The organism is Sphingomonas sp. BL-S-30 (assembly GCF_055521475.1).
Genome location: NZ_CM145481.1, coordinates 1,346,668 through 1,362,023 on the forward strand (window position 1 = coordinate 1,346,668; position 15,356 = coordinate 1,362,023).

The window sequence follows — 15,356 nt, forward strand, 5'->3', positions numbered from 1 at the left end:
CTTTGGCTGCGAAGAGGTAAGAGCATGCGGTTGTTGAGCGGGCTTGGTCTCTGGGTTTTGTCGCTGGTCGCACTGGCGCCGGCCCAGGCCGAGACGATCGCCTTTACCGGTGCCCGGGTGATCGACGGCACCGGCAAGGCGCCGATCGCGAACGGCGTGGTGGTGGTGACCGACGGCAAGATCGTCGCGGTCGGCACCAAAGCGGGGACCCGCGTCCCCGCCGGCGCCACGGTGATCGACGTGACGGGCAAGACGATCATGCCCGGCATCGTCAACGCGCATGGCCATCTGTTCTTCGATGCGAAGTCGGCGGTGCCGCCGCGCACCCAGCTCACCGACCAGTTGGCGCTCTACGCCCGCTACGGCGTCACCACCGTCTACAGCCTGGGCGATGACGGGGTGGAGACGGTGAAGCTGCGCGACGAGCTGCGCACGGCGCCGTACGGCCCCGGCATGGCCCGGCTCTACGTCTCCGGGCCGGTGCTCACCGCGAAGACGCCCGAGGAAGGGCGCGCGACCGTCACGGCCAATGCCGCGCGCGGTGTCGACATCATCAAGATCCGCCTGGAAGGGCCGCCCGATGCGCCGATCCGCACCCCGGCCGTCTATGGCGCGATGATCGACCAGGCCCATCTAGAGAAGCTGCGCATCGCCGTCCATATGTTCACTGCCGACGAGACCAAGGGCGTGGTCGATGCCGGCGCCGACCTGCTCGCGCACAGCATCCGCGACCGCGATGCCGACCCGGCGCTGATCGCCGCGATCAAGGCGAACGGCGTGGGCTATATCCCGACCCTGACGCGCGACCTCTCCGTGTTCGTCTATGAATCCACTCCCGATTTCACGAGCGATCCGTTCTTCACGAAGGAAGCGGCCTATCGCGCGCCGCTCGCCCCGCTGCTCGATCCCGAGGCCCAGGCCAAGGTGAAGGCAAGCGCCAGCGCGCAGGCGATCAAGCCGGCGCTGGAACAGGCCAAGCGCAACCTCAAGCTGCTGTCCGATGCCGGCGTGCAGATCGCGATGGGCACCGATACCGGCGCCCCCACCGGCCGCTGGCAGGGCTATTTCGAGCATCTTGAAATGCAGATGATGGTCGAGGCCGGCCTGACGCCGATGAAGGTGCTGGTCGCCGCGACAGGCGGGGCGGCCAAGGTGATGCACATCGACGACATGGTTGGCACCTTGCGGCCCGGGCGCCAGGCCGACCTGCTGGTGCTCGGGGCCAATCCGCTGGCCGATATCCGCAACACGCACAGCCTGGAGCAGGTCTGGATCGCCGGTCGCAAGCTCGACTGATTCCCACGACGACGCGCGATTTTAGCGCCGTTTCCGATCTTCTTTTTTCTTCCGCTGTAATGTTGGATTTTCGGCGCGATTTTTCGCTCTGTTCGCAGCGCGTTAGGTCGCGTTTCCCTGTTACGGCATAACAGCGGAAAATCGGTCGATTTTGACGGAAAAAACGCGGGAAATAGCGGTTGCTTTCCGCTGTACCGCGCAGGCCGAGCCGCCACCATTCATGGTTACGATGAGAAAGAACGCCGGCTGCCCGGGGCGCCGCGCTCGCACGGATCACTTCCGGATTGAATCGACCAGATCGTTCCATCTAGGAAATGACTCTGTCATTCCACGGTCTTATTCCGCGCCTAGGGGCCCGGTCCGTGGGGCTCGTCCAGCGAAATCGATAACGATTCGGGGGACCGTGACGTTCGTCTCGGTTCGGAAAAAGCCGCGCGTCTTGTTCAGATTAAAAGGGGTTTCCCGTGTCCAGATCCACCGTTGCCAAATCTTCCCTCCTGTTCGGTGCCGCTATCAGCGCGCTGCTCTGTTCGACCGGGGCCTCCGCCCAGGAGGCCGCCGCGCCGGTGGCGCAGGAGTCGGCGGAGGTCGGGCTGAACGACATCGTGGTGACGGCGGAACGGCGCCCCGAGACCTTGCTGAACACGCCGCTGTCGGTCACGGCGCTCACCGGTGACTCGCTGCGCTCCTTCCAGACCGGCGGCGACGACATCCTCTCGCTCTCCGGCCGCGTGCCCGGCCTGTATGCCGAGACGACGACCGGCCGCATCTTCCCGCGCTTCTACATCCGCGGCCTCGGCAATATCGATTTCTATCTCGGCGCGTCGCAGCCGGTATCGATCATCCAGGACGATGTCGTGCTCGAGCATGTCGTGCTGAAGTCGAACCCGGTGTTCGACGTGGCGCAGACCGAAGTGCTGCGCGGGCCGCAGGGATCGCTGTTCGGCCGCAACACCACGGCGGGCATCATCAAGTTCGACACGATCAAGCCGACCCAGGAGTTCGAGGGCCGCGGTCAGTTCTCCTATGGCAGCTACAACACGATCACCGCTGACGCCGGCGTTGGCGGCCCGATCGTCAAGGACCTGCTCGCGTTCCGTGTCTCGGCGCTGTACCAGCACCGTGACGACTGGGTCGACAACACATTCACCGGCACCAGCGCCGACGGCACCGTCTCGCCGAAGAAGGACGCGATGGGCGGCTTCGACGAGCGCGACATTCGTTTCCAGCTGCTGTTCACGCCGGGCGACCGCTTCTCGGTCAACGTCTCCGCGCATGCCCGCGATTATGACGGCACCTCCACCCTGTTCCACCGCGCCGCGCTGAAGAAGGGTTCGAACAGCGTCGACGCCGAGCCGCGCGACAAGGTCGCGTTCGACGAAGCGATGAACAATCCGCAAGCCTACACCACCTATGGCGAGTCGGTTCGCGCCGCCTATGATTTCGGCGGCGTCGTGCTGACCTCGATCAGCGCGTACGAGACGACCTCCGGCTTCAGCCGCGGCGACACGGACGGCGGCGCAGCGGCCAATTTCGGCGGCACCGGCTTCGGCGAGTCGCAGGGCAATGTGCGCAATCTCGATCAGTTCACCCAGGAAGTCCGGCTCGCCAGCGACGGCGACAGCCGCTTCAAGTGGCAGATCGGCGGCATGTATTTCGATTCTCGCGACATCACCGATTTCTACCAGCGCGCCTATTTCCTCACCACTGCCGCGCGCAACCCGAACAACTGGGTGCGGTTGCATGACGTGAACACCTCCTGGGCGGCGTTCGGCCAGCTCAGCTACGAGATCCTGCCGAGCCTCACCCTCACCGCCGGCGGCCGCGTGACGGAGGACAAGAAGACCACCCAGCTGCTGAAGACCGCCAACAGCGCGACGAACGCGGTGACCTATACCGGCCGCCGCTTCGTCGAGTTGAAGGACACGCAGCCGAGCTGGGATTTCAGCGCGCTCTACCAGGTCAATCCGGACGTGAGCCTCTATGCCCGCGTCGCGCGCGGTTTCCGCGGCCCGACCATCCAGGGTCGTTCGGCGGTGTTCAATTCGGACTTCACCACGGCGAATTCCGAGACGATCCTGTCCTGGGAAGCTGGCTTCAAGAGCCGGCTGTTCAACAACATGCTGAGCCTGAACGCGACGGCCTTCACCTACACCGTCGACGACATCCAGCTGAACGGCAACGACTCCAACGGCAATGGCGTGCTGTTCAACGCGGACAAGGCCAAGGCGTACGGCCTGGAAGCCGAGGCGGAGTTCCGCCCCACGTCCAACCTGAGCCTCGGCCTGGGCCTCAGCCTGCTGCACAGCGAGATCAAGGACAAGCGCGTCTATGCGCAGGTCTGCGCGCTGAACGGCGTGGTGGTCTGCACCGTGCAGAACCCGACGATCACGGTGCCGGTGTTCGGATCGCCGGCGGTGTTCGCCCAGATCGACGGCCAGCCGCTGCCGAACGCGCCGGAATATACCGTCAACTTCAACGGCCGTTACGACGTGCCGCTGGGCAATGGCGGCAAGGTGTTCGTGGCGACCGACTGGAACCTGCAGGGCTATACGAACTTCGTGCTCTACAAGACCAAGGAGTTCTATTCGGACGGCACGTTCGAGGGCGGCCTGAAGCTCGGATACTCCGCGCCGGGCGGTGCCTATGAGGTTGCGCTGTTCGGGCGCAACATCACCAACGAGAAGAACCTGAAGGGTGTGATCGAGAATTATATGGCGGCGGTGTTCAACGAACCGCGCGTCATCGGTATCTCGGTGAGCGGCAAGTTCCGCTAAGCACCTTTATATCTTCCGTTCGTCCTGAGTAACCATTGAGCTTGTCGAAATGGCGTATCGAAGGACAGGCCTCACGCCATGTCCTTCGATACGGGTCTTCGCTACGCCTTCGGCTACTCAGCCCCTACTCAGGACGAACGGAGGGTGGCCAATAGCTGCCGTCAGGCCTTGGCTGACGGGCAGCGGCTCAGGAATTACTCAGCCGGCCATGCGGGCGAGTTCCTCGCCCAGCTTGTCGAGCGTCTGGCTCCAGCCCATCGGCGCGCCCTGGACCATCATCGGCGCCAAGGTCATGTCGGCGAAGACATAGGTCTGCACGACGTCGATCCGCGTGCCGCCGGCCTCGTCCGAGAAAGTCACCTCGGTCCAGGCGTTGAACAGCAGCTTCCCGTCCCCGCCCTCGGCGCGCATGTCGAGCACCAGCCGCTCGTTTGGCACGAGTTCGGCAACGCTGCCGCGCGACCAATGCTCCGTGCCGTCGGGGCCGCGCATGCAGACATCGAAGGTGCCGCCGACCCGCATGTCGACGGTCGCCTCGGGGACCATGAACACCGCCGGCGCGAACCATTGCTTCACATGCTCGGCCGTGCTCCACGCCTCGAAGGCGAGCGCGCGCGGCACCGGATAGACGCGCGAGATTCGCAGGGGCTCAAGCGTTTCAGCCTTTTGTGCCATGGTCTTCTCCTTTGTTCATGAGCGTGCCGAGATAGTCGCCAAGCCGATCGAGACGGTGATCCCATTCGGCGCGACGCTGCTGGATCCACTGCTCCGCGTGGCCGAGCGCGGCGGTATCGAGGCTGCAGGTGCGCACCCGGCCGATCTTCTCCGACCTGACCAGCCCAGAGCTTTCGAGCAGGGCGATATGCTGCATGACCGCGGGCAGCGACATGGCGAGCGGGCGGGCCAGCTCACTGACCGAGGCCTCACCGCGCGACAGCCGCTCGACGATCGACCGGCGGGTGCGGTCGGCGAGCGCGCTGAAGGCGAGATCGAGCGAATCGTGTTGGTTAAGCATATGCCTAACTAACGCGGCGTCGATAGTTAGGCAATTGCTTTAGTGTTTGCCGCGGATGGAGAGGTCAGGCTTTCCACTCGCCCGATTTGCCGCCGGTCTTGGTCAGCAGGCGGACGCCGCCGATCGTCATGCCTTTGTCGATCGCCTTGGCCATGTCGTAGACCGTCAGCAGCGTGACCGAGACGGCGGTGAGCGCTTCCATCTCCACCCCGGTCTTGCCTTCGGTCGCGGCGGTGGCGGTGGCGGTCACGCCGGTTTCGTCCACGGCGAGGTCGATGGCGACGCGGGTGAGGGGCAGGGGGTGGCAGAGCGGGATCAACTCGCTGGTGCGCTTGGCGGCCATGATACCGGCGACGCGGGCGACAGCGAGGACGTCGCCCTTCAGCGCGGTGCCGTCGCGGATCGCGCTGGCGGCTTCCTGGGACATGTCGATGCGGCCGGTGGCCCTGGCTTCGCGGGCGGTGATGGGCTTGCCTGAGACATCGACCATATGGGCGGCGCCGGTTTCATCGAGATGGGTGAGCGTCATACGGCCGGCCTTCGTTTTTCGTGCGAGCGCCCCACTTCCCCGTTCGCCCTGAGCCTGTCGAAGGGCTGCTCTTCTCTTCCACGGAAGGAAGGACAGGGCTTCGACAAGCTCAGCCCGAACGGGGGAGGGATTGTCTGTCCCAATCCTTCTAGCGCCTGTTTCTCGACTACGCTCGAAACGAACGGAAGGAAAATCGGGTCTTTTCGCCCTGATGCACCCACTTCGCCCTATAAACTGACCGTCACCCCGGACTTGTTCCGGGGTCCATCGTGCCGCACACGCACCGAACGCAGCTCTTGCGGAGACATGGATGCCGGAACAAGTCCGGCATGACGGAGGTAAGGTTACCCCACCAGCGCCCGTGTCGCTGCCTCGACGTCATGCTGGCGCATCAGCGCCTCGCCGATCAGGAAGCAGTGCACGCCGTGCTCCGCCATCTGGTCGAGATCGGCGCGGATGGTGAGGCCGCTTTCGGCGACGAAGGTGCAGTCGGCGGGCGCCTTGCCGATCAGGCGATAGGTGTTGTCGAAATCAACGCTGAAATCGCGCAGGTTGCGGTTGTTGACCCCGATCAGCCGCGACTTGAGTTTCAGCGCGCGTTCGAGCTCTTTCGCATCGTGCACCTCGATCAGCACGTCCATGCCGCATTCGAGCGCGCTCGCCTCGATCTCGGCGAGCAGGCTGTCGTCGAGCGCGGCCATGATCAGCAAGATCGCGTCCGCGCCGATCGCGCGGGATTCGGGGACCTGCCAGGGATCGACCATGAAGTCCTTGCGCAGCACCGGCAGGCTGCACGCATCGCGCGCGGCGGTAAGATAGGAATCCGCGCCCTGGAACCAGGGTTCGTCGGTCAGCACCGACAGGCAGACCGCGCCACCGGCCTCATAGGCACGGGCATGGGCGGGAGGATCGAAATCGGCGCGGATCAGGCCTTTCGAGGGGCTGGCCTTCTTGACTTCGGCGATCAGCGCGTGGCCGGTCTTCGCCCTGGCGTCGAGCGCGGCGCGGAAGCCGCGCGGCTTGGTCTGGCGCTCGATGCACGCGTCGATTTCCGACAGCGGCATGGTCGCCTTGCGCGCGGCGACTTCGGCGCGCTTGGTTTCGAGAATGCGTTCGAGGATGTCAGTCATGGGTAAGCGATCCAGCGATCGAGCAGGGTCCGGGCCGCGCCGGAATCGATCGCTTCGGCGGCCAGGCCGGCGCCTTCGGTCAGGTCGGCGGCCTTGTCCGCGACCATCAGCGCGGCGGCCGCGTTGAGGAGGACGGCGTCGCGATATCCGCCCTGCTCGCCGGTGAGCAGGCGGCGCAGCGCCGCGGCGTTGTATTCGGGATCGCCGCCGCGGATCGCCGCGATGGCATGGCGGGGCAGGCCGGCGTCCTCGGGGGCGATGCGGGCCGGCATCGAGAGGCTGCCGATGCTGACCGTGACGGTCGGACCGGCGCCCGAGACTTCGTCCAGCCCTTCCTCGCCCGAGACGACCAGAGCAGCTTCGATACCGAGCTGTTCGAGCGCCTGGGCATAGGGCGCGGCGTAATCGGGGCGGGCGATGCCGATCAGCTGGCGGGTGACGCGTGCCGGATTGGAGAGCGGGCCCATCAGGTTGAAGATGGTGCGGCGGCCGATATGGCGACGGATCGGGGTGATGCGCTTCATCACCGGATGATGGTTCGCCGCGAACAGGAAAGCGATACCGATATCGCGCAAGCTCGCCTCGGCGTTCAGGCCGGCGCGCTCCATGTCGAGGCCAAGCGCCTCGAGCGTATCGGCGGCGCCGGCCTTGCTCGAGGCGGCGCGGTTGCCGTGCTTGGCGACGGGTACGCCGCAGGCCGCGACGATGATCGAGACGGCGGTGGAGACGTTGAGCGTGTGGTGGCCGTCGCCGCCGGTGCCGCACACGTCGATCGCCCCGTGCGGCGCGTCGATCGGGATCATGCGGGCGCGGAGCGCCCTGGCGGCCTCGGCGATCTCAATACTGGTCTCGCCCCGGTCGCTGAGCGCGATGAGGAATTCGGCGATGGCCTCTTCCGAGGTCTTCGCGTCGAGAATGTCGGCGAACGCTTGTGCCGCGCTTTCGTGGGAGAGAGGGGTGGTGGGATCGGGGAGAGGGGTCATATTCCCCTCCCGCTTGCGGGAGGGGTTAGGGGAGGGCATGTCCCCGAAAGCCGCCCTGAATTGGACAGGCTCTCCCCCGACCCCTCCCGCAAGCGGGAGGGGAGAGTTTCGCCGCGAGCGATAGCGCCTCCAGCCTTCACGCCAGCGCCTTCACATCGATACCGGCGAGCCGCACGAAATTCGCCAGCAGCGCATGGCCGTGCTCGGTCGCGATGCTTTCCGGGTGGAACTGCACACCGTGGATCGGCAGGGTCGCGTGGCGGAAGCCCATCACCGATCCGTCGTCGGCGGTCGCGTTGACGATCAGGTCGGCGGGAATGTCCTCGACGATCAGCGAGTGATAGCGCGTCGCGGTGAAGGGCGAGGGCAGGCCTTCGAACAGGCCAGTGCCGTCATGCACCACCGGCGAGGTCTTGCCGTGCATCAATCCGCCGCGCACGACCTGGCCGCCGAAATGCTGGCCGATCGCCTGATGGCCGAGGCAGACGCCGAGCAACGGCTTTTCGGCCTGTGCGCAGGCCGCGACGAGTTCCAGGCTGATGCCCGCCTCGTTCGGCGTGCAGGGCCCGGGCGAGATCAGGAAGCCCTGCGCGTTGCTCTCGATCGCCTCGCGGGCGGTGAGGGAATCGTTGCGCACGACTTTCACTTCGGCGCCAAGCTCCATCAGATAATGGACCAGGTTCCAGGTGAAGCTGTCGTAATTGTCGATGACGAGGATCATGCGCGTCGCCATATAGGATGCGCGCGCTTGCGCAACCACGCCACGATACCGACATGGTTTGGGCCGGCTCCCGCTTCATTCAGGGCGGAGCAATAGCGAGGCGTGGAAGTGATGCCCGCCCAGGAGGTCGCGTTTATGTTTCGTATGATTGCCGTCGCCGCTCTGCTGTCGCTCTCGGGCGTTGCGCATGCGCAGGACCAGCAGGCCGAATCCGGCAAGCCGCCCGAGCGCATCCGCAACGTGACGCTGACCGGCGCCGAATCCTGCCCCAAGCCGGTCGATGGCGAAGTCGTGGTGTGCAGCACGCTGGAGGAGCCGTACCGAATCCCCAAGGCGCTGCGCGAGACCAAGAAGAGCGCCGCGACCAACAGCTGGGTCAACCGCGCGGCGACGCTCGATGAGGTCGGGCGCGAGGCGGGCGGTCTGCCCGACACCTGCTCGCCAGTCGGATCGGGTGGCCAGACCGGCTGCGCGCTGAAGATGAATCAGCAATTCGCCGCCGAGCGCGCGGAGAAGAAGCGCCAGGAGAGCGTAATTCCCTGAGCCTCCCCCTCGCCGAAAAGGAGGGGTTAAGGGGTAGGTGCGCGTGTCTGCGCGCTCCGAAAAACTCGTCCCGCCAAGCCCGAAGCCTTGATCGGGGCGTCGAGCCCCGATCAAGGCTGCCCCACCCCTTGCCCCTCCCCTGAAGGGGAGGGATGAAAAGAGTTATTGGCCGAACCCCACTGACGATGCCTGCGCGACCGCTTCGCGTGCCGCCGCGAGTAGCGCGCCGGCCTTGGCCTCGCACTCCCTTTGTTCATAGGCCGGGTCGCTGTCGGCGACGATGCCGGCGCCGGCCTGGACGTGCATGACGCCGTCCTTGACCACCGCGGTGCGCAGCACGATGCAGCTGTCCATCGATCCATCAGGCGAGAAATAGCCGACGCCGCCGGCATAGGCGCCGCGCACTTCCTGCTCCAGTTCGGCGATCACGCCGCAGGCGCGCACCTTGGGCGCGCCGCTGACCGTGCCCGCGGGGAAGCCGGCGAACAGTGCGTCGAGCGCGTCGTGGCTCTGGTCGAGCCGCCCAACCACGTTCGACACGATGTGCATGACATGGCTGTACAGCTCGGTGGTGTAGCTCGCCGTCACCTTGACCGAGCCTGCCTCCGCCACCCGGCCGACATCGTTGCGGCCGAGGTCGAGCAGCATGAGATGCTCGGCGCGCTCCTTGGGGTCGGCGAGCAGGCTCTGGCGGTTGGCCTCGTCCTCGACTGCCGTACGTCCACGCGGGCGGGTGCCGGCGATCGGGCGGATGGTGACTTCGCCGTCGCGCACGCGCACCAGGATCTCGGGACTCGAGCCGGTCAGCGCGAAGCCGGGCAGGTCGAGATGATAGAGGAAGGGCGACGGATTGATCCGGCGCAGCGCGCGGTAGAGCTCGAACGCGGGCAGCGCGAAGGGCGCGGTGAAGCGCTGGGCGAGCACGACCTGGAAGATGTCGCCGGCGACGATATAGTCCTTGGCGCGCGCGACCATCTCGCCATAGCGGCCCTCGGCCAGGACGGGCGTGAGCGCGATCTCGGCCGTATCGACCGCGCGCACCGGCGCCGGCAGCGCAGCGGTGGCGAGGCGGGCGGCGACGGCGTCGATGCGGTCCTGGGCCTCGACGACGATCGCGCCCGGCTCGCGCGCCGTATCGGGCCAGACCGGGGCGACGAGGAACAGCGCGTCGGCCAGCCGGTCGAAGATCAGCACGACCGTCGGGCGGACGAACATCATGTCGGGCAGGCCGAGCGGATCGTTCGCCGGGCGATCGAGCTTTTCGACCAGCCCGACCGTCTCATAGCCGAAATAGCCGACAAGACAGGCAAGCGCCGGGGGCAGCTCCGCCGGCACGTCCATGCGGCAGGTGGCGACGAGCGCGCGCAAGGCCTCCAGCGTCGGCGCGTCGCACGGCTCGAACGCTGCCCTGTCGGTCAGCCAGTGGCGGTTGATCTCGGCGCGGGGGCCGGCGGCACGGAACAGCAGATCGGGGGCGAGGCCGATCAGGCTGTGCCGCCCGCGTGTCGCGCCGCCCTCGACGGATTCGAGCAGGAAGTCGCCGCGGCCCGGCTCGATCAGCTTGAGCGCCGCCGCGACCGGAGTCTCGGTGTCGGCGATCTGGCGGCGCCACACCAGGGCCGGCCGCCCCGCCGCGAGGGCGGCGATAGCGGCTTCGGTCATTCCGGACGCCCCAGGATTAATTGGAGCCGCCCTGGCCGGTGAGCGCTGCGCGGACCACGCCGATCGCCTTTTCATTCTTCTTCACGCCGACCGAGCGGCGCACCGCCTCCGTGAACTGCTGCAGATATTCGCGGCCGATCACCTGGCCGATCTGCGCGCGGGCGCGGTCGATCACCGGCTTCTGGCCGGCGGCGTTGCCGTGCTCGATATGGTTCAGATAGACGATGAGCCAGCCGGCCTTGTTCGGCGCCTCGATCATGCGCGCCTTTTTCTCCGCCATGCTGAACATCAGCGTGATCGCCGGCGGCACCGGCTCGCGCGTATTCTCGATCTGGCCGCGCGCGATCGCGGGGACGGTTTGCGGGCCGGGAATGGCCAATTTGGTCTCGGCCATGGACTGGGCGAGCGTCATGCCCTTGTTGACGCGCGCGGTGACGTCGACCGCCGCCTGGCGCGCGGCGCGCTGGGCCCGGTCGATGACGAAGTCGCTGGCCACCTTCTCGCGGATCTGCGCGAGCGGACGGGCCGCCGAGGGCACGATGCGCGCCAGCGACACGAGCGAGAAGCTGCCGTCCTGGCCGACCGGCACCAGCTGCGGATCGTCGCCCTGCTCGGCGGCGAAGGCGGCGAGCAGCGCCTGGTCGAAGGCGGGATCGGCCTTCGCGGCGAGATCGTCGGGGTTGAGGCCGTTGGCGGTGAGCGGCGCGGTGTTGGCGGCCGCCAGTTTCTGGTCGGCGACGATCTCGTCGAAGGTCGCGTGGTTGCCGATCGCCGTGTCGATCGCGTCGCGCTTCTGCTGCAGCATGGCGGTCGCCTTTTCGGCGCTCAGCTGCGTGACCAGCTCTGGCCGGGCCTGTTCGAGCGATTTGGCCTCGACCTTCTCGATTCCGTCGACGCGCAGCACGGTGAAGCCGAGCGGCGTGCGGAACGGCCCGAGCACCGCGCCCTTGGCGGCGGCGAAGGCGGCATTGGCGATCTCGGGCGAGTTGGCAGTGGTGTAAGCGGGCTTCTCCGCGGCCTTCACCGTGTTGGGCTCGAGCCCGGCGGCGCGGGCCGCCGCCTCCAGCGAGCCGGCCTTGGCCGCGGCGACGAGCGTGGCCGCCGCCGCCTGGGTCGGCACGACGACCTGGACGATGTCGCGCTTCTCGGTCGCCTGGAACTTCGCCTTTTGCAGCGCCGCATAGCCCCTGGCGATCTCGGCCTCAGTCGGGATCGCGATCGCCTTGATGCCGTCCAGCGTGACGGTCGCGTAGCGGATCACGCGGCGTTCCGGCACGGTGTAGCGGGCGAGGTTGCGCTTGTAGAAGGTGGCGAGTTCCGCATCGGTGGGCGGCGCGCCCTTGCCCATGGCGGGGGTGGGGATGAAGCCGACCAGGCCGTCGCGCTTTTCGAGCAGCAGCGAGGCGAAGGGCAGGGCCATCTTGACCGGCACCTGCGACGCGCCGGAGGTCGGCACCAGCAGATGCTGGGTGAGCGTGTCGTTGAGGATCTCGGCGCGGAGCTGCCGGTCGGTCAGGCGGGCGCGGCCGAGGAACTGCTCATAGGCGCTCTGGCTGAACTTGCCGTCGAGCCCCTGGACCGCGGGCAGGCTGGCGATGCGGCCGTCGACCAGCCGCTTCGACGCGACCAGACCCTGGTCCTGCGCGAACTCGGTCAGCGCGAAGGTGTTGATCGTGCCTTCCAGCGTCGACTCGACGCCGCCCTGGTTGACGAACTGGACCATGTCGAGCGTCGGCTGCTCGCGGCGGGCGCCGTCGAGCTGGTTCTGCACGCGCTCGCGCAGATCCACCTCGCTGAGCTGGGTGCCGCCGACCTTCACGACCGAATCGCCCGATATACGGCCGGAGCCGCCCATGCCGGTGCCTTCCATGCCGAACAGGAGCGCGATCAGCGCGAGCACGCCGAGGGTGATGAAGACCCCCACCTTCGAATTGACGGCGCGGCGGATGAGACTGAGCATGGTCGAGAAGAGCCGATCTATTGGGGCTGAAAGGTAACGAACTGCGACGCTTTACGGGGACCGGCACGCTCCTTCAAGCTTGTGCGATCCGGAAAGGGGGCGCTATCGGCTGACGCATCAAACGGGGAGACGCGGCTTTGGCACGACGCAGGCTGATTGCAGGGAACTGGAAGATGAACGGCAGCCTGGCTGCCCTGGCCGAGCTGGACGGCATCGCCGCGGCGGCGGTGGCGGCGCCCGGCGTCGATGTCGCGATCGCGGTGCCGGCAACCCTGATCGCCGGCGCTGCGGCGCGCGTGCCTGGTCTCGCGATCGGCGCGCAGGACGTGCACCCGGTCGACAAGGGCGCGCATACCGGCTGCATCTCGGTCGCGCTGGTGAAGGAGGCGGGGGCCGTCTTCTCGATCGTCGGGCATAGCGAGCGCCGGGCGGATTGCCATGAGACCGACGCCGAGGTGAAGGCCAAGGCCGAGGCGTTGCGCCGCGGCGGGCTGAGCGCGATCCTGTGCGTCGGCGAGACGCTCGACGAGCGCGATGCGGGCCGGGCGGAAGACGTGGTGACCGGGCAGCTCGCGGCATCGCTGCCCGAGGGCGCGGCGGCCGACTGGCTGTCGATCGCGTACGAGCCGGTCTGGGCGATCGGCACCGGGCGCACGCCGACCGTCGACGACGTGGCCGCGATGCACGGCGCGATCCGCGCGCGGCTGCGCGACCTGATCGGCGTGGAGGCCGATGCGGTGCGCATCCTGTACGGCGGATCGGTGACGGGCGACAATGCGGCGGAACTGCTGGGGGCAGGCGATGTCGACGGCGCGCTGGTCGGCGGGGCGAGCCTGACCGCGGCGAAGTTCGTGCCGATCATCGAGGCAGGCGCGGCGCTGGGGTGAGGGCGCGCCGCCTCGCGTGAAGTATTGGTGTTGGAAGCGGGGGCGAATCGGACAGTATTCGCGGAATTTCGCGACCCACTTGCGAGAGGGGCGGAATCGGGCGGTATTAGCGGTTTGCGGCGGGGGTTGCGTAGTCGTTACTATTGATGCGGGTGCGGCAAGAAACGCGCGGTGATAAAGTGCGGGATGTGGATTGGGCGGGTTCTTTCCGAATTTCGCGACCCCTATCGGTTGTTCTTGGGGCTGTAGTTGCGAATAGGTGGGGCGGGTCGGGTTTACTGTCATGGCGCATCCCTTCGGCGGCGGTGGCGATGCCGGCGGCGGGCGCAGCTTAGGCGGGTGCGCGGGGCGATTGAATTGACCTGTGCTGTGGCCGGGGGCGTGCCATCCGCTGGCGCAATTCGCGCGATAATGGAGATAATCGGGCCAGCTATCGGCATGCGCCCAAGCCGGCCGGCGCCTGGCTCGCGACGTCGCCGCACGAATCGCGAGGGTGACGCAGTCGCCTGCGACGCTTGAGAAAATCGGTCGCGCGTGCCAGCGCTACTGGCTCCGGCAGGGTAAAGGCAAGCCCCTGCGTTTCGAGGTAACCTCAATCCCCGGCGAGTAAAATAACCGCCATTTTCGAAGCATCTCCTGTGCCTGATCTTAGGATTGGCACGTAGTCTGGCGATGTCTGATCGATGATTACGATTCGGGGGGAATGTGGCAGGGGCGGTCTCTCGGTCGAGCGTTCATGCGCATCTGGCCAAGTCGCGGACGACCGGGTGACGGCGGTCGCGCCGGTGCGGGAGCGCCAGCCCGACTTCCACGCCTTGCTTTCGGCCGGGGAGGAGGAGGCGCGGTTTGCGAGACTGCGGAAAGCCGAGACGATCGGCCGTCCGGTGGGCGATGCCGCGTTTCTTGCCGCATTGGAGCGGGAAAGCGGCCGGACGTTTGCGCCAGCCAGGCGCGGCGGAAGGTCGCCGAAAGTCCACTGTGGTCGCATCCTGTGTTGTTCGCTTCAACCGGTTATCGGCGTGACGCCGGCATATCCGTTTTCGAAGCGCCATTCGACGGGCTTGGCGCCAGCGCGCAGGATAAACCCTGCAAAATGAGTCGGTTAAAGCAACCAAATCCGATCCATCTGCCGCCCGCGCGATTGACGACTCGGGCGGGATAACGGAGTTTCGGCGTGCGGTTCGGGCAGGATCCGGACGGCGGAGGAGGGATCGCCATATGCCGGCGCGTCGGTTGCTGCTTTGTGGGGTTGCGCCCGCGGTGCTCGTCGCCGGAACCCCTGCGCACGCCTCCGAAACGACGAGCTACACGTACGATTCGCTCGGCCGTTTGGTCACGACGACGAGGACCGGCGGGCCGAGCAGCGGCGTAACCATGGCGACATGCTTCGATCCGGCGGGCAACCGGACTCAGTATTTCGTGGGGACGAGCGGCGCGCCCTCCTGCGCGACGACGCCAACACCAACACCAACGCCAACACCAACACCTACCCCCGTGCCAACGCCCACACCCACACCAACACCTACCCCCACCCCGACAAACCTTCCGCCGGTTGCCGTCGCGGATTCGCTGAGCCTGCGCTGCTGGACCAGCGCCACGGTGAACCTCACCGCCAATGACAGCGATCCGGAGAACAACTTGCCGCTCGTGCTGCTTTCCGTCAGCGGCGGATCGGACACGGTCGCGACAATAGTCAGCAGCAGCTCGGTACAGGTCGATGCCGGCGACAGGGGCAGCACGACCTTCAATTATTTGGTGCGGGACAGCCTGGGCGCGTCATCCACCGGCACGCTCTCGGTGCAAGTCACTGGGCCGGTCCTTGCGTGCAGCGGAGGGGGACTCCAATGACCGAC

General features: G+C 66.9%; 13 protein-coding genes. 5 read left to right on the top strand and 8 right to left on the bottom strand.

The genetic code is table 11. The features are described from left to right. Positions 1 to 24: 24 nt before the first annotated feature. Together ACZ1I5_RS06265 and ACZ1I5_RS06270 are read left to right on the top strand one after the other, a co-directional pair. Complete coding sequence (locus ACZ1I5_RS06265; protein ID WP_465172851.1) at positions 25 to 1,296, top strand: amidohydrolase family protein; 1,272 nt, start codon at positions 25 to 27, stop codon at positions 1,294 to 1,296. 464 nt (positions 1,297 to 1,760) lie between these two features. Further along, positions 1,761 to 4,073 (top strand): TonB-dependent receptor, encoded by a 2,313-nt coding sequence (locus tag ACZ1I5_RS06270; RefSeq protein WP_465172852.1) that lies wholly within the window; start codon positions 1,761 to 1,763, stop codon positions 4,071 to 4,073. A 198-nt stretch (positions 4,074 to 4,271) separates the two neighbouring features. Here ACZ1I5_RS06270 and ACZ1I5_RS06275 read toward each other — a convergent pair whose 3' ends face one another. The 6 genes from ACZ1I5_RS06275 to ACZ1I5_RS06300 form a co-directional block, all read right to left on the bottom strand. Beyond that, complete coding sequence (locus ACZ1I5_RS06275) at positions 4,272 to 4,748, bottom strand: SRPBCC family protein (protein WP_465172853.1); 477 nt, start codon at positions 4,746 to 4,748, stop codon at positions 4,272 to 4,274. Beyond that, entirely contained in the window at positions 4,732 to 5,088 is a 357-nt protein-coding gene (locus ACZ1I5_RS06280; RefSeq protein WP_465172854.1) for an ArsR/SmtB family transcription factor, read from the bottom strand. Before ACZ1I5_RS06280 ends, ACZ1I5_RS06275 begins: the two co-directional genes overlap by 17 nt. Before the next feature lie 64 nt (positions 5,089 to 5,152). After that, positions 5,153 to 5,617 (bottom strand): cyclic pyranopterin monophosphate synthase MoaC, encoded by a 465-nt coding sequence (gene moaC, locus ACZ1I5_RS06285; RefSeq protein ID WP_465172855.1) that lies wholly within the window; start codon positions 5,615 to 5,617, stop codon positions 5,153 to 5,155. 344 nt (positions 5,618 to 5,961) lie between these two features. Further along, the gene (gene trpC, locus ACZ1I5_RS06290) at positions 5,962 to 6,747 is read right to left on the bottom strand and encodes an indole-3-glycerol phosphate synthase TrpC (protein WP_465172856.1); all 786 of its coding nucleotides are present in this window, start codon (positions 6,745 to 6,747) and stop codon (positions 5,962 to 5,964) included. Continuing rightward, on the bottom strand, positions 6,744 to 7,730 hold the full coding sequence (gene trpD / locus ACZ1I5_RS06295) for an anthranilate phosphoribosyltransferase (RefSeq protein WP_465172857.1): 987 nt from the start codon (positions 7,728 to 7,730) through the stop codon (positions 6,744 to 6,746). The genes trpC and trpD overlap by 4 nt, the downstream gene beginning before the upstream one ends. 136 nt (positions 7,731 to 7,866) lie before the next feature. Beyond that, positions 7,867 to 8,451: an anthranilate synthase component II gene (locus tag ACZ1I5_RS06300; protein ID WP_465172858.1), complete on the bottom strand. Its 585-nt coding sequence runs from the start codon at positions 8,449 to 8,451 to the stop codon at positions 7,867 to 7,869. A gap of 135 nt (positions 8,452 to 8,586) precedes the next feature. On the opposite strand from ACZ1I5_RS06300, the gene ACZ1I5_RS06305 reads away from it, so the two are divergent. Next, on the top strand, positions 8,587 to 8,994 hold the full coding sequence (locus tag ACZ1I5_RS06305; protein WP_465172859.1) for a hypothetical protein: 408 nt from the start codon (positions 8,587 to 8,589) through the stop codon (positions 8,992 to 8,994). A 162-nt stretch (positions 8,995 to 9,156) separates the two neighbouring features. On the opposite strand, the gene trpE is transcribed toward ACZ1I5_RS06305, so the two are convergent. Both trpE and ACZ1I5_RS06315 read right to left on the bottom strand, forming a co-directional pair. Beyond that, entirely contained in the window at positions 9,157 to 10,656 is a 1,500-nt protein-coding gene (gene trpE / locus ACZ1I5_RS06310; protein ID WP_465172860.1) for an anthranilate synthase component I, read from the bottom strand. Between the two features lie 16 nt (positions 10,657 to 10,672). After that, a complete protein-coding gene (locus ACZ1I5_RS06315) occupies positions 10,673 to 12,616 on the bottom strand; it encodes a peptidylprolyl isomerase (protein WP_465172861.1) in 1,944 nt (647 codons plus the stop codon). 137 nt (positions 12,617 to 12,753) lie between these two features. Here ACZ1I5_RS06315 and tpiA point away from each other — a divergent pair, with 137 nt between their 5' ends. Continuing rightward, positions 12,754 to 13,503, top strand: coding sequence for a triose-phosphate isomerase (gene tpiA, locus ACZ1I5_RS06320; protein WP_465172862.1), 750 nt, complete (start codon positions 12,754 to 12,756; stop codon positions 13,501 to 13,503). Positions 13,504 to 14,877: 1,374 nt separating this feature from the next. After that, on the top strand, positions 14,878 to 15,351 hold the full coding sequence (locus tag ACZ1I5_RS06325; RefSeq protein WP_465173905.1) for an Ig-like domain-containing protein: 474 nt from the start codon (positions 14,878 to 14,880) through the stop codon (positions 15,349 to 15,351). The last annotated feature ends 5 nt before the right edge of the window (positions 15,352 to 15,356 follow it).

Excerpts from the sequence above, each read along its gene's own strand:
- ACZ1I5_RS06300 (WP_465172858.1), bottom strand. The coding sequence starts at position 8,451 with ATGATCCTCGTCATCGACAATTACGACAGCTTCACCTGGAACCTGGTC.
- ACZ1I5_RS06280 (WP_465172854.1), bottom strand. The coding sequence starts at position 5,088 with ATGCTTAACCAACACGATTCGCTCGATCTCGCCTTCAGCGCGCTCGCC.
- ACZ1I5_RS06325 (WP_465173905.1), top strand. The coding sequence starts at position 14,878 with ATGGCGACATGCTTCGATCCGGCGGGCAACCGGACTCAGTATTTCGTG.
- trpD (WP_465172857.1), bottom strand. The coding sequence starts at position 7,730 with ATGACCCCTCTCCCCGATCCCACCACCCCTCTCTCCCACGAAAGCGCG.
- trpC (WP_465172856.1), bottom strand. The coding sequence starts at position 6,747 with ATGACTGACATCCTCGAACGCATTCTCGAAACCAAGCGCGCCGAAGTC.
- ACZ1I5_RS06315 (WP_465172861.1), bottom strand. The coding sequence starts at position 12,616 with ATGCTCAGTCTCATCCGCCGCGCCGTCAATTCGAAGGTGGGGGTCTTC.
- ACZ1I5_RS06305 (WP_465172859.1), top strand. The coding sequence starts at position 8,587 with ATGTTTCGTATGATTGCCGTCGCCGCTCTGCTGTCGCTCTCGGGCGTT.
- ACZ1I5_RS06275 (WP_465172853.1), bottom strand. The coding sequence starts at position 4,748 with ATGGCACAAAAGGCTGAAACGCTTGAGCCCCTGCGAATCTCGCGCGTC.
- ACZ1I5_RS06265 (WP_465172851.1), top strand. The coding sequence starts at position 25 with ATGCGGTTGTTGAGCGGGCTTGGTCTCTGGGTTTTGTCGCTGGTCGCA.
- moaC (WP_465172855.1), bottom strand. The coding sequence starts at position 5,617 with ATGACGCTCACCCATCTCGATGAAACCGGCGCCGCCCATATGGTCGAT.
- trpE (WP_465172860.1), bottom strand. The coding sequence starts at position 10,656 with ATGACCGAAGCCGCTATCGCCGCCCTCGCGGCGGGGCGGCCGGCCCTG.